The organism is Mesorhizobium sp. WSM2240, assembly GCF_040438645.1.
In the GTDB taxonomy this organism is placed as follows: domain Bacteria; phylum Pseudomonadota; class Alphaproteobacteria; order Rhizobiales; family Rhizobiaceae; genus Allomesorhizobium.
In genome coordinates, this window is sequence record NZ_CP159253.1 from 3479241 (window position 1) to 3503588 (window position 24348).

Below are 24348 nucleotides of genomic sequence, written 5' to 3' on the forward strand. Positions count from 1 at the left end.
TGCGAAAATCTCGGCGGCCAACTGGCGAGCGGATTATTGCAGGCGAACCGGCAAGCTTGCCAGGGCGCGAATGCCAAGCCGCTTGCGCCAAACAATTTTCGCCGGATCGACAGCTAATCGCATGGATGGAAACCGCGACAACAAGCGCTCGAACGCAATGGCCGCTTCGGCGCGGGCAAGCTGGAACCCGAGACAGAAATGCACGCCCGTGCCGAAGGAGAGATGCGGGTTGGGATGTCGCGCGATGTCGAAGCGGTGCGGATTCTCGAACTTCGCCGGATCGCAGTTCGCCGCCGAAAGGAAAGCCGCGAACATGTCGCCGCGTTTGAACGTAAGGCCCTGCCACTCGATGTCCCGCGCGGCGAAACGCGGCTTGGTCATCTGCACCGGCGAGACGTGGCGGAGGCATTCCTCAACACAGGTCGGCATCAGTGACGGATCGGCCTGCAGGCGCCGGCGTTCTTCCTCATGGGTGAGCAGGGTGTAGAGGCCGCCGGCGATGAGATGCGTTGTGGTCTCCTGCCCAGCGCCGAAGAGCAGGAAGATCATCGAGACCATCTCGTCCTCGGTCAGCCGCCCGCCCTCCATCTCGACTTCACCGAGTGCGGCGATCAGACCCTCCGGCAACGCCCCGCCGCCGGGCCGCGAGACGCGGCGAAGGTAGTTGACCACACTCCACACGCCGGGGACGGCGCGGAGGACCGCCCAGACATTGGCCGTGTCGGCGAGCCCGCCCAGCCATCTCTTGAAGCGATCGTGATCCTTTTCCGGCAGGCCGAGCATCGCGCAGATGACGGACAGCGGCAGGTCGCGGCAGAACTCCGCCATCAGGTCGACTTCCACCCTGCCCTCCAGCCGGTCCAGCAGTCCGTCGGCCACATCGGCGATCATCGGCTTCATTGCGGCAATGCCCCTGCGCTGGAATGCCTGGTCGACGAGACCGCGCAACCGGCGATGCTCGGGGTCGTCGTGGCCCAGCATGTTGAGGGCGAGCAATCCGAGCGTTCGAGGAAGAACCCTGAGGACCCGCTCTTGCGTCTTGCTGCCGGCGTTGCCGGAATCGCGGACGAAACTGCCGTGGTCCTTCAGCAATTCCACGCAGGCTTCATGCGTAACGGCAAGCCAAGTGCGTCCGACGATCGGCAGCCGCATCTGCACAACCGGATCTGCCGCCCGCATCCGGTCGAGTTCCGGAAACGGGTTCGCGTGGAACTTCGGCGAGAGAATGTCGAAGTCGCGAGTCTCATTCATGGCGTGCCTTTTCGCGCCGCCTCGCCCGAGACTTTTTTAAACTACTCCGCAGCGACCTTCGGCGCCATCGGGTTGTTGGGGTGTTGCGTCCAGTTCGCGTAGACGGGCGAGACCGGCATGCCGGTGCGCTCGTCAATGACGCCGGCCGCCAGCGGCTCCATGGTGATGCAGCCGTCAACCGGGCAAACATTGACGCAGAGATTGCAGCCGACGCACTCAGCCTCGATCACCTCGAAATGGCGGGCGCCGTCGACCATGGAGGTGATGGCCTGGTGCGAAGTGTCTTCGCAGGCGATGTGGCAGCGGCCGCATTTGATGCAGAGATCCTGATTGATCTGCGCCTTGGCGACGTAGTTGAGGTTGAGATACTGCCAGTCGGTGACGTTGGGCGTGGCGCGTCCGATGATGGCGTCGAGATCGACGTGGCCCTTCTCGTCCATCCAGTTGTTCAGGCCATCGATCATCTCCTGGACAATTTTGAAGCCGTAGGTCATGGCGGCGGTGCAGACCTGCACATTGCCGGCACCCAGCGCCATGAATTCGGCCGCGTCACGCCAGGTCGTGATGCCGCCAATGCCCGAGATCGGCAGGCCGTGGGTTTCCGGATCGCGGGCGATCTCGGCCACCATATTGAGCGCGATCGGCTTCACCGCCGGGCCGCAATAGCCGCCATGCGAGCCCTTGCCGTCGATCGAAGGCTCCGGTGAGAATGTGTCGAGATCGACCGCGGTGATCGAATTGATCGTGTTGATCAGCGAGACCGCGTCGGTGCCGCCGGCAAGGGCGGCTCGCGCCGGTTTGCGGACGTCGGTGATGTTGGGCGTGAGCTTGGTGATGACCGGCATGCGGGTGTTGGCTTTGCACCAGCGCACCACCATCTCGATGTATTCCGGCACCTGGCCGACCGCGGCGCCCATGCCGCGCTCCGACATGCCATGCGGGCAGCCGAAATTGAGCTCGATGCCGTCGGCTTCGGTTGCCTCGACCAGCGGCAGGATCGCCTTCCAGCTCTCCTCGACGCAGGGCACCATCAGCGAGACGACGATGGCGCGATCGGGCCAGTCCTTCTTGACCTGCTTGATCTCGCGGAGATTAACGGAAAGGTCGCGGTCGGTGATGAGTTCGATATTGTTGAGACCGAGCAGTCGCCGGTCCGCGCCCCAGATTGCGCCGTAACGCGGCCCGTTGACATTAACAACGGGCGGGCCCTCTTCGCCGAGCGTTTTCCATACCACGCCGCCCCAGCCCGCCTTGAAGGCGCGGACGACGTTGTAGGCCTTGTCGGTCGGCGGCGCGGAGGCCAGCCAGAACGGGTTCGGCGATTTGATGCCGACGAAATTGTTGCGGAGATCTGCCATGGGTCTGCTCCCTAAGCCGAAACTGCAACTGGCGCAGCGGCCACGGCCGCCAATGCGCGATGGATGCTCTCGGCCGCATCGCGGCCCTGCGCGACAGCCGAAACGGTCAAATCCTCGCCGACGCCGACGCAGTCTCCGCCCGCCCAGACTTTTGGCAGCGAAGTGCGGCCCTCGGCGTCAACTGCAATCTTGCCGCCTTCCAGGCGGATCGTGGAGCCGGTGGCGTTCAGGCTCGACAGATCGAAGGTCTGGCCGATCGCCTTGAAAATCTGGTCCGCCTCGATGTGGACGGTTTCGCCGGTGCCGACCAGCTTGCCTTCGACGAACTCGGTGTATTCGAGTTCGATGCCGGCGGCCTTGCCGAACTGCACCACGACGCGTTTCGGCTGCAGCCAGTGGCGGATGACCACGCCCTTGGAGGTCGCCAGATCCTGCTCGAACTCCGAAGCGTTCATGTGCTCCTTGCCGCGGCGGTAGCAGATCGTCACCTCTTCGGCGCCGAGCAGCTTCGACTGGACCGCGGCGTCGATCGCCGTCATGCCGCCGCCGATGACGACGACGCGGCGGCCGACCGGCAAATCGGACAAGTCCTCAGCCTGTCGAAGGGTGGCGATGAATTCGACAGCATTCACGACGCCTTCAGCGTCCTCGCCCTCGACGCGGAGCCCGTTGATGCCGCCAAGGCCCATGCCAAGGAAGACGGCATCGTAGGTGTTGACCAGATCAGGCAGGAAATAGTCGCGGCCGAGCGCCTTGCCCTCCACGATGTCGATGCCGCCGATGGCGGTGACGTAGTCGACTTCGGCCTGGGCGAAATCGTCGGTGCTCTTATAGGCGGCGATACCGTATTCGTTGAGGCCGCCGGCCTTCGGCCGCGCCTCCAGGATCGTCACGTCATGGCCGTAGCGGGCCAGACGATGTGCGCAGGCGAGGCCCGCCGGGCCGGCCCCGACCACGGCGATCTTCTGCCCGGTCGGCTGGGCGCGCTTGTAGAACTGTTTTTCCATCGTCATCGCGACGTCGGTGGCGTAACGCTGCAGCCGGCCGATCTGAACCGGCTTGCCTTCGGCGACCTCGCGCACGCAGACCTCCTCGCACAGCGTCTCGGTCGGGCAGACGCGCGCGCACATGCCGCCCAGAATATTCTGGTCGAAGATGGTCTTGGCCGAGCCGAGCGGGTTGCCGGTGGCAATCTGGCGGATGAACAGCGGGATGTCGATCGAGGTCGGGCACGCATTCATGCACGGCGCATCGTAGCAGAAATAGCAGCGATCCGCCTCGACCAGCGCCTCGTGGCGGTCGAACGGCGGATGCAGGTCGGAAAAATTCTCTGCGTATTTTTCGGGCGGAAGCCGGTCTCCGGCTATCCCTTCCTTGAACTGGCCCTCTGGCATCGTCGCAGTTCCCCTTAGCTGGCTTTGTCGCTGGCTTATTTTTCAGGAAGGCTAGCACGTTTTGATTTTTTATCAATCGGTCAAATATTGGAGAGGGCGCACCTCTCCGTCGCCACGCCCGCTCTCGCGTCTGGCCATTGTGGGGAGCGGCGCATGGCAACGACGCCTAATCAATTTAGTTAGTTGACGCGCTGCCATGCGCCGCCGGCGTTTTCTCCCCTGATCGCTGTCCGGCCCATCGCTCCTGTCCCGTATGCTGGGACGGAGCGCGGGCGCACAGGCGCGACCCGGGGCCGGAGCGATCCGCGCGACCCAGCGGGTATCTCTCCGGCGCCACACTTGCCTGGATGCCGGTCGTGTACACCCGTCCCCACCAGCAAGCTGCCGGGACGGAGTATGCGGGCAGCGCCAGGGGGTGTGGACAAATCGGAGGAAAACATTCCTGACAGATGCTGACAGGTGGAGTGGAGCGGTCGTCCTTCTCCCCTTGTGGGAGAAGGTGGATCGGCGCGAAGCGCCGAGACGGGATGTTGGAAGAAACGCCACCTTCTCCCACAAGGGGACGAGGGAGAGGCGCTGGGCTACCCCCGCATCCGACCCTGATTGGCGTCGAACAACGGCGCGGGCTGTATGCGGGTGGGGTAGCGCTTGCCGAGCAGTTCGATCTCGAAGCCGCCGCTTTCGTCGGCGATCTCCTTCGGCACGTAGCCCATGGCCACGGACGCATTGGAGCCGTGGGCGTAGCCGCCCGAGGTTACCCAGCCGCGCACCTCGCCGGAAAACCAGATCGGCTCGTCGCCGATGACGTCGGCGTCGTCGGTTTCGACGATGAAGGCGCGGAGCCGCAGTCTGCCGCCCGAGGCGCGCTCGGCCAGCGCGCCGGCCTTGCCGATGAAATCGGCATCCTTGCCATAGGCAACGAAGCGGTCGAGCCCGGCTTCAAGCGGGCCGTAGATCGGTCGGTATTCGCGCGCCCAGGAGCCGTAATTCTTTTCGAGCCTGAGTGCGTTGAGCGCCCTGCTGCCGAAGAGGCCGATGCCGAGTTCCGCGCCGGAGGTCATCAGACTGTGGAACACGGCGCGCTGATATTCCGGCTCTATCCAGATCTCGTAGCCGAGATCGCCGGTGTAGCTGACGCGGCCGACCAGGCAGGGCGCCATGCCGATGTCGAGCTTCTTCACATCCATGAACTTGAAGGCGGCATTGGAAACGTCCGCGCGCGTGACCTTTGCCAGCAGGCTGCGGGCATTCGGCCCGGCGATCGACAGGCCGGTTAGCTTTGGCCCGAGCGCCTCGATCGTCACCGAACCGTCCTTCGGCAGGTGCTTTTCGAACCAGCGCATATGATACTGCTCGGCAATGCCTGAGCCGGCGATAAACCATTCTCCATTGCCATTGCGGTCGGGGCCGAGATTGGCCAGCGAAAAATCACCGATCAGCTTGCCGTCTTCCTTGAGCATCGGCGCCAGCGTCATGCGGCCAGGCTTCGGCAGCTTGCAGGCAAGCATCCTGTCCAGCCAGGCTTCGGCGCCCTGCCCCTTCACGCGGTATTTGGCGAAGTTCGATATTTCGGAGAGGCCGACGCTTGTCCGCACGGTCCGGCATTCATTCGCCACATGCTCGAAATCGGTCGAGCGCCGCCAAGAGAACTCATCCCTGGCGCCTTCGGGCGCGAACCAGAGCGGCACTTCGAGACCATAGGATACGCCCCATTGCGCGCCTCTGGCCGACAGCAAATCATAGATCGGCGTCGTCTTCAGCGGCCGCCCGGCGGGCAGCTCCTCGTTGGGGAAGCGGATGGAGAAGCGGCGTGAGTAGTTTTCGCGCACTTTTGCGTTGGTATAGGCCATGGACGCCCAGTCACCGTAGCGCGAGACGTCCATCGCCCAAATGTCGGCGCCCGGATCGCCGTGGATCATCCAGTTTGCGAGCGCCAGTCCGACGCCGCCGCCCTGGGAGAAACCCGCCATCACGCCGCAGGCGACCCAGAAGCCCGGCAGGCCGCGTACCGGCCCGACCAGCGGATTGCCGTCCGGCGCGAAGGTGAAGGGGCCATTGATGATCTGTTTTATCCCGGTGTTCTGGAAGGCCGGAAAATGCCGGAAGCCGACTTCCAGCGACGGCGCGATGCGGTCGATGTCCGGCTCCAGCAGCTCGTGGCCGAAATTCCAGGGCGTCTCGAATTCCGACCAGGGCTTGGCGGCCTTCTCATAGGTGCCCATCAGCATGCCGCCGCGCTCCTGGCGCAGATAAAGCTCGCCGTCGAAATCGATCGCGTGGATGATTTCCGTGCCGGTTTTTGCGTTCCAGGCGGCAACTTCCGGCATATCTTCGGTGATGAGGTACATGTGCTCCATGGCGAGCACCGGGAGTTCCAGCCCGACCATGCGGCCGACTTCGCGCGCCCACAGGCCGCCGGCATTGACGACATGCTCGGCAACGATCTCGCCCTTGTTGGTAACCACACGCCAGAGCCCGTCCTCGCGGCGAACGATGTCCTCGACCTTGGTGAAGCGCTCGACCTCCGCCCCGAGCGCGCGGGCGGCCTTGGCATAAGCATGGGTGACGCCGGACGGGTCGAGATGACCATCGACCACGGTGCGGACCGCACCGACGAATTCCTTCGGGTCGAGCAGCGGCATGATCTCGCCGGCTTCACTGGCGGAGATCTCCTCGAGCTCGATGCCGAGATAGCGACCCTTGGCGACCAGGCCGCGCAGCCAGTCCATACGCGCCTGCGTGGCAGCCAGCATGACGCCGCCAGTCAGATGCACGCCGGTCGCCTGGCCGGACAGCGCCTCGATCTCCTTGTAGAGCTCGATCGTGTATTTCTGCAGCTTGGCGACGTTGGGGTCGCCATTGACCGTGTGCATGCCGCCGGCGGCATGCCAGGTCGAGCCGGAGGTGAGTTCGTCGCGCTCCAGAAGCACGACGTCTGTCCAGCCGTGCTTGGCCAGATGGAACAGCACCGAGCAGCCGACGACGCCTCCTCCGATGACCACGACCTGGGTGTGCGATTTCATGATTTCCGTTCTCGTTCAGTGGGTTGGGGGAAGCGGTGGAATCGGGATGGGAGGGAGGTGATTCAGTTTGAGAAGTCCACGCTAAGCCTCACGGCTCGCCTGCCCCGATTTCTTCCTTGCGCATGGTCACATAGGCCTCCAGTTCCTCGCGCACGGAAATGTCCATCGTGGGCTCGACATATTCCTCCAGCGCCTTCTTCCACAGCCGCGTGGCGCGGGCGGTGGCGTCGAGGCCGCCGGCTTCCTGCCAGGCTTCGTAATTCTGCCAGTTGGAGAGCAGCGGCTGGTAGAAGGCTGTGGAATACCGCTCCAGCGTGTGCTGCTCGCCGAAGAAGTGGCCGCCTGTCGGCACGCGGCCGAGCGCATCGAGCGCCAGTTCGCCGTCATTGACCTCGATGGGCTTCAGGAACTCCATCATGTGCTGGATCAGCTCGACATCGATGATGAACTTCTCGAAGGACGCGGTCAGCCCGCCCTCCTGCCAGCCTGCGGCGTGATAGACGAGATTGCCATGGCCGAGCACCGCGCCCCAGAGCGCCATCATAGTTTCGTAAGCTCCTTGAGCGTCGGCGGCGTTGGAGGCCGAGCCGGGCGTCGTGCGGTAGGGCAGACTGTAGCGTCGGGCGAGCTGGCCGGACGCGATGTTGGCCTTGGTGTTTTCCGGCGTGCCGAAGGCCGGAGCGCCCGAGCGCATGTCGACATTGGAGGTGAACGCGCCGTACATCACCGGCGCGCCGGGGCGGACAAGCTGCGTCAGCACCACGCCGAAAAGCGCCTCGGCGTTCTGCTGCGCCAGCGCGCCCGCGAGCGTCACCGGGCTCATTGCGCCCATCAGCGTGAACGGCGTGACGGCGACCGACTGCCCATGCTCGGCCATGGCCATCAGCCCTTCCGCCATGAACTCGTCATAGCGGCGCGGAGAGTTGACGGAGATGACCGTGGTGACGCCCGGGTCTCGCGCCAGTTCGTCGAGCGTCAGCCCGCGCGAGATCGCCATCATCTTGATGCCGTCCAGCGCCCTGCCCCGGCCGATCGCCGAGACATGGAACGCTTTGTCGGTCAGGGTCAGGTTGGCGAAGTAGGTGTCGAGATGGCGCGAATTGGCCGGTAGCTCGACCGGCGCGCAGACCTGGTTGCCGATCAGATGGATGCAGTTGAAATGCTGCGCCAGCCGCACGAGATCGGAATAGTCGCTTAGATTGCCGGCGCGGCGGCCGCGCTCCATGTCGTGGACGTTGGGGGGGCCGGCGACCAGGGTGAAGTTGATCGTGTCGCCGCCGAGATGGATCTTTCGCTCGGGATTGCGCGGCGCCAGCGTGTAATTCGACTGGGTAGTCTTGAGCGCCTCGTCGACAAGTCCGCGGTCGAGCCAGACAGTCTGCGCGGCGTGGTCGACCTTCGCCCCGGCCTTCTCGAACAGAGCGAGAGCGCGGGAACTCATCAATTCGATGCCGAAATTTTCCAATATATGCAGCGACGCTTCGTGGATCGCCTCGATCTGGTCGTCCGACAGAAGCGCCATCGGCGGATACGGATTGCGCACGCGGCGGAGCGGCAGTTGCGGGATTGCGGCTGGTCCGCGGTTGCCGGTCCGCTCGGCGCCGCGCTTTCGTCTGGGTTCTGTCATGCCCGCATCAATACGCCGCCGGGGCAGGCGGGCTGTCAAGAATCCGGCATGTGCGGGCGTGATTTTAACCACAGCGTCATAGCTGGGCCGGATCGGGAAGAAAAGCGACGCCAATAGTCGTATTATCTACAATACGACTACGAACCGGCTAAATGCGGTTGCCGAATTGGTTAAGGCTGGCTGCAACATTCCTTTTATGTTTTCGGCCTAAAGCTTCGCCGATGCATGCGTCGGGTTTTAGTAAAATTGTACCGATCGCCCTCGTGCTGGCGCTTTCCGCCTGCGCCAGCGCACCGAACCACATCAATGATGTCTGCGCCGTGTTCGAGCAAAACGATGGCTGGTTCAACAACTGGCATAGCGCAGCAAAGAAGGCGGAACGCAAGCACGGCGTGCCAGTACCCGTGCTGATGGCGACGGTTCGCAAGGAATCCGGCTTTAAGAGCAATGCCAAGCCGCCTCGCACCAAGCTGCTCGGCTTCATACCGTGGAAGCGCAAGTCCAGCGCCTATGGTTATTCGCAGGCGCTGGACGGCACCTGGGCGCAATACAAGACGGAGACTGGAAACTTCGCCGCCCGGCGCAACAGCTTCGCCGACGCGGTGGATTTCGTCGGCTGGTACCATTCAAAGACCGCCGACACCTACGGCGTCGCCCGCAACGACACCTTCAATCTATACCTGGCCTGTTATTCCGGCTGGGGCGGCTACAAACGCGGCGACTGGCGCAGCAATTCCAGCCTGCAACGCTACGCCCGCGATACCGAGGCGATGGCGCAGAAATATGAAGCACAACTGGCGCGGTGCGGCGGTTAGGTGAGGATTTGGGCACGTCCTTCGAGGCTCGCTCCGCTCGCACCTACTTCTTCTTCTCCGCCTCTTCCTCGTTTTCCTCTTCGGTCGGCTCGAAGGCCGAGGGCACGTCGGCGTCGTCGGCCTGACGGCCGTCACCCACCTGCAGCGGGGTGGCGGGGAGCGCCGAGGAAGGATCGGATGGGTCGATATCGGCGCCCTGGCCGCCACTGTCGTCGCGGACTTCCTCGCGGCGGGTGCGAGCCGCGGCTTCGGTTTCCTGGGCTCCGGCGCCGGCCATGCCGGCTTCTGGCGTTGCGAGCTTGCCGTGCGGGCGCTGCGGCGGCCGGCCGGCGAAGCCCGGATCCGCACCGTGGCCTTCGGGCCGGAGCGGCGCGTCGGCGGGAATGGCGTCCGTTGCGGGCGCGTGGTCGTCACCGCCGGAGAAGCTGATCACCGGCTCCATCGTTGCCAGAACCTCGTCGTCGAGCCAGCACAGGCTGCGATGGCCGTTGCCGAGATCCTTGAACGGCGGCAATTGCGTCTCGCAGAGATTGTCTGGAACGAGATATTTGCGCGGGCAGCGGGTCTGGAACGGGCAGCCCGAGGGCGGGTTCATGGCGGAGGGAATGTCGCCGTCCAGCACGATGTGCTTCTTGACCACGCTGGTATCGGCGATCGGAATCGCCGACAGCAGCGCCTCAGTATAGGGGTGATAGGGCGGCGAAAAAATCTGGTCGGTCGTGCCCTGCTCGACGATGTGACCGAGATACATGACAACGACGCGGTCGGCGATGTAGCGCACGACCGACAGGTCGTGGCTGATGAACAGCATCGTCGTCTTCGACTCGCGCTGTATGTCCATCAGCAGTTCGGTGACGGCCGCCTGGACCGAGACGTCGAGCGCGGAGACCGGCTCGTCGGCGACCACCACTTGGGCGCGGCCGGCGAAGGCGCGCGCCACCCCGATGCGCTGCTTCTGCCCGCCCGACAGCTGTCGCGGCATGCGCTCGGCGAAAGCGCGTGGAAGCTTTACGAGATCCAGCAGTTCCAGCATGCGTTGCCGCCGCTCGCCGGGGTTCCTGCCGATGCCGAACTTTTCCAGCGTGCGGATGATCTGCGAGCCGACCGAATGGCTGGGGTTCAGCGTGTCGAACGGGTTTTGGAACACCATCTGGATCGACGAGACCGTCTTCACGTCGCGATCCTCGATGCCGGTCGACTGGATCTGGCTGTTTCCGAGCGTGACCGTGCCGGAACTCGCCGTCTCCAGCCCGAGCAGCACCTTGGCGAGGGTAGATTTGCCGCAGCCGGATTCGCCGACGATGGCGACGGTTTCGGATTCGCGCGCCTCGAAGCTGATCGCCTCGTTTGCCTTGACGACGCGGCCTTCGCCGCTGCCGCCGAAGATTTCGTTGGCGGATACCTTGTAGTACTTCTTCAGGTCGTTGATCTTGAGCACGGGCGCGCCGGGCTGGACCGGCTCCTTGTGCGTCTTGGCTCCTTCAGGCACGGCCGACCAGTCAATGTCGTTGAAGCGCACGCAACGGCTGAAATGATTGTCGTGGCCCGCGACCGGGATCATAGGGATCTCGGCGGCGTTGCAGACGCCTTCGACGAAATGGTGGCAGCGCGGCCCGAAATTGCAGCCCTTCGGCCGCTCATGTGGCAGCGGCAACTGGCCGGGAATCGAGATTAGCGGCCGCGAATTCTTGTCGGCGCCGGGCAGCGGGATCGAGCGGAACAGCCCCTGCGTATAGGGGTGACGCATGCGGTCGAAGACGTCCTTGATGTTGCCGGTTTCGACGGCTTCGCCCGAATACATCACCGTGATGCGATCGCAGGTCTCGAGGATCAGGCCGAGATTGTGCGACACGAAGATCATCGACGTGCCGAACTCCTTGCCGAGCCCCTTGACCAGTTCGACGATGCCGGCCTCGACGGTCACGTCGAGCGCAGTCGTCGGCTCGTCGAGAAGCAGCAGCGCCGGCTTCGACAGCAGCGCCATGGCGATGACGATGCGCTGCTGCTGGCCGCCCGAAAGCTGGTGCGGGTAGGATTTCATCATGCGCTCGGGATCGGGCAGGCGCACCGATTTCAGCATGGCGAGCGAGCGGTTGTAGGCTTCTTCCTTCGACACCTTGTCGTGCAGCAGCGGCACTTCCATCAACTGCTTGCCGACCTTCATGGCCGGGTTCAGGCTCGCCATCGGCTCCTGGTAGATCATCGCGATCTTGTTGCCGCGGATCTCCTGCAACTCCTCCTGGGTCATATCGCCCATGTCGCGGCCCTGGAATTTGATCCGGCCGCCGACGATTTTGCCGATGTTCGAGAGGTCGCGCATGATGCCGAGCGAGACGGTCGACTTGCCGCAGCCGCTCTCGCCGACGATGCCCATCGCCTCGCCGGGCATGACCGTGCAGGAAAAATCCATGACGGCCGGTATCTCGCCGCGCCGCGTGAAGAAGGAGATGGAGAGGTTCTCGATTTCGACGATCGGTTGGGCAGGGTTCCTGACAGCCTCGTTCATATCGATTTTCTCCGTCAGTCTTTCATTGACTGTTCGCGCAGCGCGTCAGCGAGAAGATTGAGGCCGAGCACAAAGGACATCAGCGCGACCGTCGGCGGCAGGGCCGGATGGATGAAAGAGCGCAGAAGCCTGCTGGCGTCCTTGATTGCGGTGCCCCAGTCGGGGCTTTCCGGCGCAAGGCCCAAGCCGAAGTACCCGAGCGTGCCGAGCAGGATGGTCGTGTAACCGATGCGCAGGCAGGCATCGACGATCAGCGGCCCGCGCGCATTGGGCAGGATCTCCCAAAGCATGATGTACCACGGGCTTTCGCCGCGCGTCTGGGCGGCAGCGACGTAGTCGCGCGTCTTGATATCCATGACCAGGCCGCGGACGATGCGGAACACGCCCGGGCTCGATGCGAACACCACCGCCACGAAGATGTTGAGCTGGTTCGGCGCGATGGAAACGATGCCGAGCGGATCGGCATTGAAAACCAGGCCGGCATAAACCCAGCCGCCTATGACGAATGTCAGACCGAGCAGCAGATAGAGCCGGTCAGGCCGGCTCTTGAAACGCGTGTAAAACAGCGTGGCGAAGAAGATGATCGGGAACAGGAAGAACAGCCCGGCCATGCCGTAAGGGATCGGTGTTTCCATGATGCCCGGCGTCACCAGCAGGTAAAAGAGCAGGATGACGGGGAAGGCCAGCACCAGATTGGCGAGGAATGACAGCACTGAATCTATCCGCCCGCCATAATAGCCGGCGGGCAGGCCGAGCGTGATGCCGACCATCAGCGCGAATGCGGTCGCCGCCGGTGCGATGATCAGCACGATCTGGCTGCCAAAGACCATGCGGGAAAACACGTCGCGGGCCAGCTTGTCGCCGCCGAACAGATAGGCCTGGCCGGATGCGGCGTCGATCGCGCCCGGCATCGCGTCCTTCATGATCGGGATCTGCGCCAGCGGATTGAAGGGCGCGATGGTGCCGGCGAAGATCGCTGTGAACAGCCAGAAGAAGCAGATGCCGACGCCGACTATGCCGACGCCCGAATCGAACAGTTGCCCATAGAGGCCGAGACGCTTCTTGTAGACGAAGCTCGCCCCCATGACGATCACCAGCGCCAGCCAGACCGGCCAAAAGCGGGCGAGAACGCCGAGAAAGATCTGGAATCCCCCGATATGCTCCATGCCTACTGCACCCTTATGCGTGGATTGAGATAGGCATAGCCCACGTCCGAGATCAGCTGCGTGAACAGCACCACGAACACAGACACCAACGAGCAGCCGAGCAGGAGGTCGATGTCGTTGTTGCCGGCGGCTTCAACCAGCGTGTAGCCGAAGCCTTGGTAGCGGAACATCACCTCGACGATGACGACGCCGGTGAGCAGCCATGGGAATTGCAGCATGATCACCGTGAAAGGCGCGATCAGCGCATTGCGCAGCGCGTGCTTGATGACGACGCTGCCGAAGCTCAGCCCCTTGAGCCGAGCCGTGCGGATATACTGCTGCGTCATCACCTCGACCATCGAGGCGCGAGTCATGCGGGCGATGTAGCCGATGCCGTAGATGGCCATCGTCATCACAGGCAGGGTGAAATTATAGAAGGTGATGCCCTGCCCCGTCGCCGATGCGGCCGAGCCGTTCAGCCAGCCGAGCCATGAGGCGAAGATGACCGTGAAGATGACGCCCGACACATATTCAGGTGTGGCGGTAGTGGCGATCGACGCCACAGAAAGACTTCGGTCCGTCCGGGTTCCCTCTCGCATGCCGGCGATGATGCCGATGAGCAGCGAAATCGGAACCATTGTCACCATGACCCAGAACATCAGTATGCCGGTCGCGCCCAGCGCCGGGAACAGCTTGGCGGAGACGGTCGTCTTGAATTTGGTCGAGCAGCCGAAATCGCCTTGCAGGATGCCCGAGAACCTCGTCTCGGCTGGCTCGTTGCAAAAGGTGAAGCGCGGGACGGCCTGGCCGGTCGCAGGATCGATGTTGGGGTATTTGGGCCAGACGCCCAGCCACTGGCCGTAGCGCACGAAGAAGTTCTGGCGGTAGCCGTTCTTGACCAGCCAGCTTTCGATATGCTCGTCCGACGAGCGCATGTCGAGTTGGCTGATCGACAGCTTGCGCAGGTTCGGCTCGAGATTGATCATGAAGAACACGACCATCGTCAGGCACAGCATGGTCAGCGCCATGGTGCCCATCCGGCGCAATATGAAAGCAAGCATGTTCGCCCCCTGCCAAGCGGGTTGGGGTCAGATGCGATCAACCCGTGAGAGTGTGGAGGGGGGCGTGAAGCTCCCCTCGCGACAATCGTTGCGGATCAAGCTTCGTCGAGCCAGACCTTGCCGAAATCATGTTCGAAGGTCGGGTGCATGCCATGGTTCTTCACCGCCGGCACCGAGTGGTTGTAGAGCTTGCGCCAGTAAGGCTGGATGATGATGCCGGAATCCTGCAGGATCTTCTCGATATCGGCCATGACCACCTTGCGCTTCTCGGCGTCCGCGATCGAGAGCGCCTCGCCGATCTTGGCGTCAAGCTCCGGATTGGAGTAGGCCGCCTCGTTCCAGGCCTCACCGGTGCGGTATGCGATCGAGACGACCTGGATGCCGAGCGGACGCATGTTCCAGTTGGTCATGGAATATGGATATTTCGTCCAGTCGTTCCAGAAGGTCGAACCCGGCAGAACCGTGCGCTTGACCTTGATGCCCGCCTCGCGAAGCTGGGCGGCGATCGCATCGCCGGTGTTCTTGTGCCAGTCCTCGTCGACCGTGATCAGCTCGTGCTCGAAATCCGCCTGTCCGGCTTCGGCCATCAGCGCCTTGGCCTTCTCCGTGTCGCGAGCGATCTTCGGCAGTTCGGCGTACTCGGGATGGATCGGGCAGACATGGTGGTTCTCGGCCACCTCGCCGGCATTGCCGTAACCGAGCTGAAGCACGACCGCATTGTCGACAGCGAGCTGAAGCGCGTTGCGGACCTTCTGGTCGTCATAGGGCTTGTTGGTAACGTTGGTGCGCGCCACGATGGTCGATGCGGTCACCACTTCCGAGGTGATGGCGCCGACGCCTTCGAGAATCGAAACGTAGTCGGCGGTGGTTTCGTGGTTGGTGTGAACCTCGCCGGCTTCGTACGCCGAGACCATGGCCGAGGGATCGGTGCCGTAGTCGATGAACTCGACACCGTCGAGCATGACCTCGCCGCCCCACCATTTGCCGTCTTCGCGGCGCTTGTAAACGACCTTCTGGCCGACATCGTAGGAGACCAGCTCGAAGGGTCCGGTGCCGATCGGATGCTGGACGAAATTGGCGCCCTTTTCGTCGAAGGCGCGGTGCACGACCAAGCCGGGATAATCGCAGAGATTAGGGATGAGGCCGATGTCCGACTTGGTCAGGGAGAGCTTGACCGTCATGTCGTCGACCTTGGTGACCGAACCTTCACGCAGCTTGCCCGAAGCCTCGTCGACCAGCGTGCCGAGGCGGCCGGGCATGGAGTTGCCCTCGGCGCTCTTGTCGGCCCAGCGGGAGAAATTGTAGATCACGTCGTCGGCGGTGAACGGCTCGCCGGTAGACCAGGTCACGCCGGGGCGGACGTTCAGCGTGTATTCGGTCGCGTCGTCATTCACTTCCCAGCTTTCCAGCAGGTACGGCTCGAAGGTGAAGTCGCGCGTGTACTTGACCAGCGGCTCGAGAGCCTGACGCTCGGCGTTGGCGATCTCGGACCAGTCGGCGGTACGCGGATCCTTCGGATCCTTGATCGACATCGAGACCTTGATGATGCCGCCTTTCTTAGGCGTCTCCTGCGCAACGGCAGGCGTCGGCGCGGCAAGACCGATCATGCTGTAGGCCATCGCCGTCGAGGCGCCGAACACGCTGGCCATCGCAAGAAATTCGCGGCGATCTACCCCGCCCGCCTTAGTGCTTTCCGCCATCTTGACGATGTGATCCGGAACGCGATCCCCATTACTCTTGTAGAACGTCATCACAAACTCCCATTGTTGGCTTTCCGCCGATTATCATTCCGCATCCGACCAACCATGTCAAAAGAAGGCCGGGTTGGGAACCCTGCTGCGGAATGTGCAACTTTGATCGGGAGGCGGTTCGCGCGAATGCGACAATCTTGGCGCAAAATTGCTATTGCGCGGCGGATTCGGCGGGAATCTTTCGTCAAATTAAACTGTGACATTCGCGGCGGTTCCGACAGCGCCAGAACGGCTCGCTGCATGATGCCAATGCGCGGCCGGCGCTGGCCAGGCAGCCGGCCTGCCTCCACGTCCCGAGGCTCGAAGCACAACCGATGCTTGAAATAAACACCCGCCGGCCCGCCGCCCGTTCGCAAAGCGGCCACAATCGGCCAAACAGAAATTTCCCGTATGGCGGGAGCGGAGTGCTGTCCCCTCTCGAATTCACAAGCTATACTGAAACTATTCATGCCGGTTCACGGCAGCAGCATACGGAGGGGAATATGTCACTGCGCGCGGCTCGTGGTCTTTCTGCTTTCCTTGTTTTCTTCTTCTCCTGGCTGGCCCCGGCGCTGGCGCTAGACGCGAGAACGGTCGTAACGACCGAGAATCAGGACTATTTCGGCTTCGACCTGAGATCCGAGCAGAACGTCACGCTCGACCAGTGCAAATCCACCTGTCTCGGCGATTCCGCCTGCCGCGCCTTCACCTACAACGCCAAGGCGAAATGGTGCTTCCTGAAGTCGGATTTCGCGACGCTTAAGCCCTTCAACGGCGCCGTCGCCGGCAAGATCGTCAAGGTGGGCAGCGATCCCGACATCGGCGCGCCGCCGGAACTGACCTTCCTGCCGCAATGGCTGATGGACGAAGCTGCCCGTTATCGCGACCGGCTGACCAACGGCATGGATGCAATCGGCGAAGAGGGCCTCGCGGCGCTGACCGAGGCAGGCGAATACGCCATGCTGACCGGCGATCCGCGCGACGCCGCTCAGAAATTCCGCGCCGCAATCGCGATTTCGCCCGACGACGGCGCGCTGTGGGCAAGCCTCGCTCACGCGATCATGACCGTGCCCGCAGCCGACGGTTCCGAAACCGCCAACCGCGATCGCGACTTCACAGACGCGGCACTGAACGCCTACAAGCTTGTGCGCACCGCCGCCGCGCGCGCCGATGCGCTTGCCTTGCTCGCCGCCGGGCTCGAGCGACGCGACCTCTACCGCCCGTCGCTCGAGGCCTATGAGGCGAGCCTCGCTCTGGTCAATTCGGCCAATGTGCGGGCCGAGTACGAAGACCTGAAGGCGCGCAAGGGCTTCCGCATCGTCGATCATTCGATTGACGCCGATAGCGCTTCGCCGCGTGTCTGCGCCCAATTTTCCGAGGAACTGGTCAAGACCGGCGTCGACTATGCGCCCTTCGTGACGATCGACGATGCAGCCCCCAAGGCCGTCGAAGCCAAGGACCGGCAGATCTGCGTGGAGGGCCTGGAGCATGGCCGCCATTATCGCGTGGCGTTCCGTCCCGGCCTGCCGGCCGCGATCGGCGAGGTGATCGAATCTCCGGTCGTGCTGGAGGTCTACGTCCAGGATCGCGCGGCGTCTGCCCGCTTCACCGGCGACAGCTTCGTACTGCCCTCCTCCGGCCGGCGGGGCATTCCTCTGGTCACCATCAATATGGAGGCGGCCGACCTCAAGCTGTTCCGCATCGGCGACCGCTCGCTCGCCCAGCTTCTCACTGGCTATCAGTTTCTGCGCCAGCTCGACGGCTACGACATCACCAATATAGCCGACCAGATCGGCGAACCGATCTGGTCGGGCGAGATCGAGGTCACCAGCACGCTGAACGAGGAGGTCACCACCTCCTTCCCGGTCGACGAGGCGCTGCCGAATCGCGAGCCCGGTGTCTATGTGTTGACCGCGCAGCCCAAGAACGACACGCGCGACACCTGGGAATCGCGCGCCACGCAATGGTTCGTCGTTTCGGACATAGGCCTCTCCACCTATACCGGGCAGGACGGCCTCAATGTGTTCGCCCGCTCGCTCGGCTCGGCCAAACCGCTCGCCGATGTTGAGCTGACACTGCTCGCCCGCAACAACGAAATTCTCGGCACCGCCACCACCAACGCCGAAGGCCGCGCAATGTTCATGCCCGGCCTGACCCGCGGCGATGGCGGCATGGCGCCGGCGGTGCTGATGGCCAGCCAGGGCGAGAAGGATTTCGTCTTCCTCGACATGACCCGCGCCGGCTTCGATCTGTCGGACCGCGGCGTCATGGGCCGCCCCGCGCCCGGCGCGCTCGACGTGTATGCGTGGACCGAGCGCGGCATCTACCGCGCCGGCGAGGAGGTGCATGTCGCAGCGCTTGCCCGCGACGATACGGCAAAGGCGGTCGAGAACCTGCCGCTCACCTTCATCTTCTCGCGCCCGGACGGCGTCGAGGACCGCCGCATCATTTCAGACGGGGCCAATGCCGGCGGCCATTCGGTCGACCTGACGCTTTCGCCCAACGCCATGCGCGGCACCTGGACGGTGAATATACACACCGATCCGAAGGAAGCAGCGGTCGCCAGCCATATGTTCCTGGTCGAGGATTTCGTTCCCGACCGGATCGAGTTCACGCTCACCAGCGACAGCGACGAAATTGCCGCGGGCGAGACAGCCAACGTCACCGTCGACGGCCGCTTTCTATACGGCGCGCCTGCTGCCGGCTTGGCGCTCGAAGGCGAGATCACGCTTTCCACGATGCGCGAATGGAAGCGCTTTGTCGGCTATTCCTTCGGGCTTGCCGACGAGCAGGAAGGCGACGCCACCCGCATTCCGCTGACCGGCCTGCCCCTGGTCGGCGATGACGGCAAGGCCACCTTCCCGATCGAAATCGACCAGTTGCCCTCGACGACGCGCCTGCTCAACGCCGCAGTGACGGTGCGCATGCGCGAGAGCGGCGGCCGCGCGGTGGAGGAATCCACCGATATCAAAATTCGTCCGACCGGCGCGATGATCGGCATCAAGCCGGAATTCTCGGCCGGCGAGTTGCCGCAGGCCTCGACCGCGAAATTCAGCGTCATCGCCGTCGATCCGGACGGCAATCGCGAAGCGCTGGCCGGAGCCGAGTGGTCGCTGGTCAAGGTTGAGCGCAATTACCAATGGTACCGCAGCGGCAATTCCTGGAACTACGAGCCGGTGACCTTCACCAAGGCCATCGCCAACGGAAAGGTCGACATTCCGGCCGACGGTGCGGCCCAGGTGGCGGTCTCCGTCGACTGGGGCCGCTACAGGCTGGAAGTCGAGACCGCCGACCCGGCCGGTCCGGCGACGAGCGTCGAGTTCGAGGCAGGCTGGTATGTCGAAGCTTCGTCGACTGAAACGCCGGATGCGCTCGAGATCGCGCTCGACAAGGAAACCTATGTTGCTGGCGACATCGCCAAACTGCAGGTTTCCCCGCGCTTCGCCGGCGAGCTTCTGGTCACGGTTGGCGCCGACAAGCTCCTGACCACGGTCACCGCTGCGATTCCGGAGGGCGGCACGACTGTCGACATTCCGGTCGGCGCCGACTGGGGCGCAGGCGCCTACGTCACCGCCACGCTCTACCGTCCCGGCGAGGCGCAGGAATCGCGCATGCCGGCCCGCGCCATCGGAGTGAAATGGCTGAAGGTCGATCCCGGCGCGAAAAAGCTCGCCGTCGCGATGACGACGCCCGAAAAGACGTCGCCACGCCAGACCCTGTCGATCCCGGTCGCAGTGACGGGCGCCGCTCCGGGCAGCGACGCCTATGTCATGGTCGCCGCAGTGGATGTCGGCATCCTCAATCTGACGGACTACAAGGCGCCCGATCCGGAAGCCTGGTTCTTCGGCCAACGCCAGCTCGGCCTCGAACTGCGCGACCTTTACGGCCGGCTGATCGACGGCTCGCTGGGCGCCGCCGGAAGACTGCGCACCGGCGGCGACGGGGCTGCGATGACCGCCGAAGGCAGCGCACCGACCGAAAGACTGGTCGCCTTCTTCTCCGGTCCCGTAAAACTCGATGCGGAAGGCAAGGCGACGATTGATTTCGACATACCGCAATTCAACGGCACCGTGCGCGTGATGTCGGTGGCCTGGACGAAGGAGGCCGTCGGCCACGCCTCGGCCGACGTGATCGTGCGCGATCCGGTGGTCATCACCGCCGGCCTACCGCGCTTCCTGGCGCCCGGCGACGCCGCCGTGATGCGCCTCGACGTCGCCAACACCGACGCGCCCGACGGCGATTATTCGCTCGCCATTGAAACCACTGGCGATCTCTCCACCGGCAGCGCCGCCCTGCCGGACAGGCTGCAACTGACGGCCGGCAAGCGCCAGACGCTGACCGTGCCGCTGATCGCGCAGACTGCGGGCGACGCGGGCATCACTATCCGCCTCGCCCATGCGAGCGGACTGACCGTCGAGCAGAACCTCTCCATTCCGGTTCGCCCGGCGGCGATGCCGGTCACCACTCGAATGGTCGTCGATCTCGGACCGAACGGCAGGAGCCTGCGCGTAGACCGCGAATTGCTCGCCGCCAGCCTGCTGCCCGGCGCCTATGTCAGCGTCGGCGTCTCGCCTTCATCCGCCTTCGACGTGCCGTCGCTGCTGATGACGCTCGACCGCTATCCCTATGGCTGCGCCGAGCAGACCACCAGCCGTGCGCTGCCGTTGCTCTATGTCAGCGAGCTTTCGGCCGCCGCTGGCATGGAAATCGACCCGGGGTTGCGCGGCCGCATCCAGGACGCGATCTACCGCGTTCTCAACTACCAGTCCTCGTCGGGCAGCTTCGGCCTGTGGTCACCTGGTTCGGGCGATCTCTGGCTCGATTCCTACGTCACCGACTTCCTGACGCGGGCGCGCGAGCAGAATTACGACGTGCCGCGGCGGGCGATGGAGCAGGCGCTGAACAACCTGCAAAACTCGCTGTCCTACGACATCGATCTACAGGACCGCGGCAGCCAGATCGCCTATGCGCTCTACGTGCTGGCCCGCAACAAGAAGGCTTCGGTCGGCGATCTGCGCTATTATTCCGACACGCAGATCGAGGCGTTCTCCAGCCCGATGGCGGTCGCCCAGCTTGCCGCGAGCCTTGCGCTTTATGGCGATCCGCAGCGCTCGCAATCTGCATTCACGACCGCGCTGCAACTGGCCAAGTCCAATGCCGAACACAACTACTACCGCTCGGACTACGGCTCGCGCCTTCGCGACGGCGCGGCGATGCTGGCGCTGGCGGCGGAAAGCCGGCCGATGCCGGCCGTCGTCCCTGAACTGGTCAGGCTGGTCTCGGCCGAGCGGCGCGCAGCGTCCTACACCAGCACCCAGGACGAAGCCTGGATGCTGCTCGCGGCCCGCGCCATGAAGGCCAACAGCGCGGCGATCAGGCTCACAGTGAACGATGCACCGCACACCGGCGCCTATTCCGAGCGCCTGACCGGGACGGAACTTCTCGACAACCCGCTGGTCATCGCCAACACCGGCCCGGACCCGGTGCAGGCGGTGGTGACCACCGTCGCTGCCCCGGCCCAGCCGCTGCCCGCCGGCGGCAACGGCTTCACCATCGAGCGCACTTACTACCGCCTGGACGGAACCGAGGCCAACGTCACCCAGGCGACGCAGAACGAGCGCTTCGTGGTGGTGCTGAAGGTCGAGGAACTGAGCAGCTGGCCGTCGCGCGTCCTCGTCACCGACCTCCTTCCGGCAGGCTTCGAGATCGACAATCCGCGCCTGATATCGAGCGCCGAACTCGCCAATTTCGGCTGGCTTGCCCGGACGGAAGCCGCCCACCTCGAATTCCGAGACGACCGTTTCGTCGCGGCGTTCAACCGCGACGCGGGCAGCGACCGATCCGTCAGCATGGCCTATGTGGTGCGCGCGGTGACACCCGGCGTCTATGCGCATCCGGCAGCAAGCGTGGAGGACATGTACCGCCCGCAATTCTCGGCGCGCACGGCGACGGGCATGATGGAGGTGAAGGCGCCGTGAGGTGCCCAAGAAACTTGCGAACATGACGCTGCCCCTCACCTGCCTGCCGGCATCCTCTCCCCGTAAGAACGGGGAGAGGAGACACGGCCGCAACGCTGACGCCTCCCTCTCCCCGTTCTTCACGGGGGTCCGCAGGACGGGTCGAGACAAGCGGCTCGACCCAGGGCGCGGGTAAGGGTGAGGGGCGGCGCCATGCCGGTCCGGGGAAGCCTGAGAAAAGCAGCCCTCGCCTGTGCCGCTGGCGCTGGCCTCCTCGCCTCGGTTATCGCAGGCTTAAACAGCCTCGACCGCGCCTTCCCGCCGCCGCTGCCGGAAAAGCTCATCGTCTCGGCCGAAGTCGTGGACCGCGACGGCGCATTGCTGCGCGCCTTCGCCACGCCCGACGGGCGCTGGCGGTTGGCGGTTGGCCTCGACCAGGTCGATCCGCAATTCGTCGACATGCTCATCGCCTACGAGGACAAACGCTTTCACGACCACCAAGGCGTCGATCCGCTGGCGCTGCTGCGGGCCGCGGGACAATTCGCCGGCAATGGCCGCATCGTCTCCGGCGGCTCGACACTCTCCATGCAGCTTGCGCGCCTCATCGAACCGCGTGCGAGCCGCAGCATCGCCTCGAAGCTGCGCCAGATGGTCCGCGCCATCCAGATCGAGCGGCGGCTGACCAAACGCGAAATCCTCGAGCGCTATCTGACACTGGCCCCCTATGGCGGCAACCTCGAAGGCGTGCGCGCCGCCTCGCTCGCCTGGTTTGGCAAGGAACCGAAGCGGCTGACGGTCTCGGAAGCCGCGCTGCTCGTCGCCTTGCCGCAGCTTCCGGAAAGGCGCCGGCCCGATCGCCATCCCAAGGCGGCGCACGCCGCGCGCGACCGCGTGCTTTCCCGAATGGTGGCCGCCGGGCTGCTCGGCGAAAGAGAGGCCGCGCGCGCCGCTCTGGGAGAGCCGCCGGGCAGACGCCTTGCGCTGCCGGCGCTCGCCGCCCACGCAGCCGATGCCGCGTTACGCGCCGCGCCCGCCGAAACCCGCCACCAGTTGACGGTGAAGAAGAGTGTCCAGCAGGGGCTGGAGACGGTCGCCCGCGACGCGGCGGCAAAGCTCGGGCCGCGCATCTCGGTCGCGATGGTGCTTGCCGACGCCCGCACCGGAGAGATCCTCGGTGAAGTCGGTTCAGCGAATTATTTCGATGCCAGCCGCTCCGGCTGGATCGACATGACGAACACGCGGCGCTCACCTGGCTCCACTTTGAAGCCCTTCATCTACGGTCTGGCGTTCGAGCAGGGGCTGGTGGCGCAGGAAACGCTGATTGAGGATCGTCCCACCGATTTCGCAGGCTACCGGCCGAAGAATTTCGACATGAGGTACCAGGGCGATGTCAGCGTCAGACAGGCGCTGCAGCTTTCGCTCAACGTGCCGGCGGTGCGGCTGCTCGACGCCGTCGGCCCGGCGCGGCTCGTGGCGCGGTTCCGCCGGGCCGGCGTGACGCCCGAGCTGCCGCCCGGCGAGACGCCCGGCCTCGCCATCGGGCTCGGCGGCGTCGGCGTGTCGCTGCGAGATCTGGTGCAGCTTTATACCGGCCTCGCCAATGGCGGGCGGGCAAAGCCGCTGCGCGACCGGGCGGAAGGCGGAGAGTCGTCATCGGCCGAGGGCCTCATCCTGGAAGCGCAAGCCGCGTGGCAGGTCAGTGACATGCTGGCCGGCGTCAGGCCGCCGGAGGGCGCAGCCCCTCGTGGTATTGCCTACAAGACCGGCACCTCCTACGGCTACCGTGACGCATGGTCGATCGGCTATGACGGCCGTCATGTCCTCGGCGTCTGGGTCGGCCGCCCCGATTCCGGCTCGGTGCCTGGCCTGTCCGGCTATGTCTCGGCAGCGCCCATACTGTTCGAAGGCTTCGCCAAATCCGGCCTCGCCGCCGTGCCGCTGCCCCGCGCGCCGGCCGGTGTCTTCCACGCCAGGCGCGAGGATCTGCCGGTCACGCTCGAGCGCTTCGGTCCGGGTGGAGACGGAACTGCCGTCGCCGCGATCTCCGAACCCGCGCCGCAGATCGTCTTTCCGCCAGACGGCGCGCGCGTCGAACTCGGCGCGGCCACGGCTGAGGCGACACCGCTGGTCCTGAAATTGCAAGGCGGCCGCGCGCCCTTCCGCTGGCTGGCCAACGGCAAGCCGCTGACCGAGACGATCCGCCGGCGCACGGCGACGTGGCAGCCGGACGGCACTGGCTATTCGACGCTGACCGTGATCGACGCGGCGGGGCGCGCGGCCAGTGTCAGGGTGTTCGTGGAATAGCGGCGCGACCTCCTCGCCCGCGGAACCAACAATTCCAGCGGCTTGTCTCCCTTTCCGGAATCAACTTGGCAACTGCCGGATTCTTTGCGTCAACAACCCGAGCAGCCCCGGACACAAAGCGTTTTCCCGAAATATTTTTGTGATCGATTCCCGGTGCGGCAAGACCGGAAAAATCCG

At 64.4% G+C, this 24348-nt stretch carries 12 protein-coding genes; 3 read left to right on the plus strand and 9 right to left on the minus strand.

The window, feature by feature from the left end:
- Positions 1–33: 33 nt before the first annotated feature.
- The 5 genes from ABVK50_RS17325 to ABVK50_RS17345 form a co-directional block, all read right to left on the minus strand.
- The gene (locus ABVK50_RS17325; RefSeq protein WP_353645399.1) at positions 34–1251 is read right to left on the minus strand and encodes a cytochrome P450; all 1218 of its coding nucleotides are present in this window, start codon (positions 1249–1251) and stop codon (positions 34–36) included.
- A 41-nt stretch (positions 1252–1292) separates the two neighbouring features.
- The gene (gene preA, locus ABVK50_RS17330) at positions 1293–2609 is read right to left on the minus strand and encodes an NAD-dependent dihydropyrimidine dehydrogenase subunit PreA (RefSeq protein WP_353645398.1); all 1317 of its coding nucleotides are present in this window, start codon (positions 2607–2609) and stop codon (positions 1293–1295) included.
- An 11-nt stretch (positions 2610–2620) separates the two neighbouring features.
- Entirely contained in the window at positions 2621–4003 is a 1383-nt protein-coding gene (locus ABVK50_RS17335; protein WP_353645397.1) for an NAD(P)-dependent oxidoreductase, read from the minus strand.
- A gap of 581 nt (positions 4004–4584) precedes the next feature.
- Positions 4585–7026: an FAD-dependent oxidoreductase gene (locus ABVK50_RS17340; protein WP_353645396.1), complete on the minus strand. Its 2442-nt coding sequence runs from the start codon at positions 7024–7026 to the stop codon at positions 4585–4587.
- Between the two features lie 88 nt (positions 7027–7114).
- Positions 7115–8653 carry a trimethylamine methyltransferase family protein gene (locus ABVK50_RS17345; RefSeq protein WP_353645395.1) on the minus strand — a complete coding sequence of 513 codons (1539 nt, stop codon included), beginning with the start codon at positions 8651–8653 and terminating at the stop codon, positions 7115–7117.
- 221 nt (positions 8654–8874) lie between these two features.
- On the opposite strand from ABVK50_RS17345, the gene ABVK50_RS17350 reads away from it, so the two are divergent.
- A complete protein-coding gene (locus tag ABVK50_RS17350; protein WP_353645906.1) occupies positions 8875–9468 on the plus strand; it encodes a hypothetical protein in 594 nt (197 codons plus the stop codon).
- Positions 9469–9511: 43 nt separating this feature from the next.
- Here the strand turns inward: ABVK50_RS17350 and ABVK50_RS17355 are convergent, their stop codons facing one another.
- The 4 genes from ABVK50_RS17355 to ABVK50_RS17370 all read right to left on the minus strand — a co-directional run bounded on the left by ABVK50_RS17355 (position 9512) and on the right by ABVK50_RS17370 (position 15931).
- Positions 9512–11974 carry an ABC transporter ATP-binding protein gene (locus ABVK50_RS17355; protein WP_353645394.1) on the minus strand — a complete coding sequence of 821 codons (2463 nt, stop codon included), beginning with the start codon at positions 11972–11974 and terminating at the stop codon, positions 9512–9514.
- A 14-nt stretch (positions 11975–11988) separates the two neighbouring features.
- Positions 11989–13140: an ABC transporter permease gene (locus ABVK50_RS17360; protein WP_353645393.1), complete on the minus strand. Its 1152-nt coding sequence runs from the start codon at positions 13138–13140 to the stop codon at positions 11989–11991.
- A 2-nt stretch (positions 13141–13142) separates the two neighbouring features.
- On the minus strand, positions 13143–14180 hold the full coding sequence (locus ABVK50_RS17365; RefSeq protein ID WP_353645392.1) for an ABC transporter permease: 1038 nt from the start codon (positions 14178–14180) through the stop codon (positions 13143–13145).
- Between the two features lie 95 nt (positions 14181–14275).
- Positions 14276–15931 (minus strand): ABC transporter substrate-binding protein, encoded by a 1656-nt coding sequence (locus ABVK50_RS17370; protein ID WP_353645390.1) that lies wholly within the window; start codon positions 15929–15931, stop codon positions 14276–14278.
- Between the two features lie 482 nt (positions 15932–16413).
- On the opposite strand from ABVK50_RS17370, the gene ABVK50_RS17375 reads away from it, so the two are divergent.
- Positions 16414–21888: an alpha-2-macroglobulin family protein gene (locus tag ABVK50_RS17375; protein ID WP_353645389.1), complete on the plus strand. Its 5475-nt coding sequence runs from the start codon at positions 16414–16416 to the stop codon at positions 21886–21888.
- A gap of 192 nt (positions 21889–22080) precedes the next feature.
- Positions 22081–24171 (plus strand): penicillin-binding protein 1C, encoded by a 2091-nt coding sequence (pbpC, locus tag ABVK50_RS17380; protein WP_353645388.1) that lies wholly within the window; start codon positions 22081–22083, stop codon positions 24169–24171.
- The last annotated feature ends 177 nt before the right edge of the window (positions 24172–24348 follow it).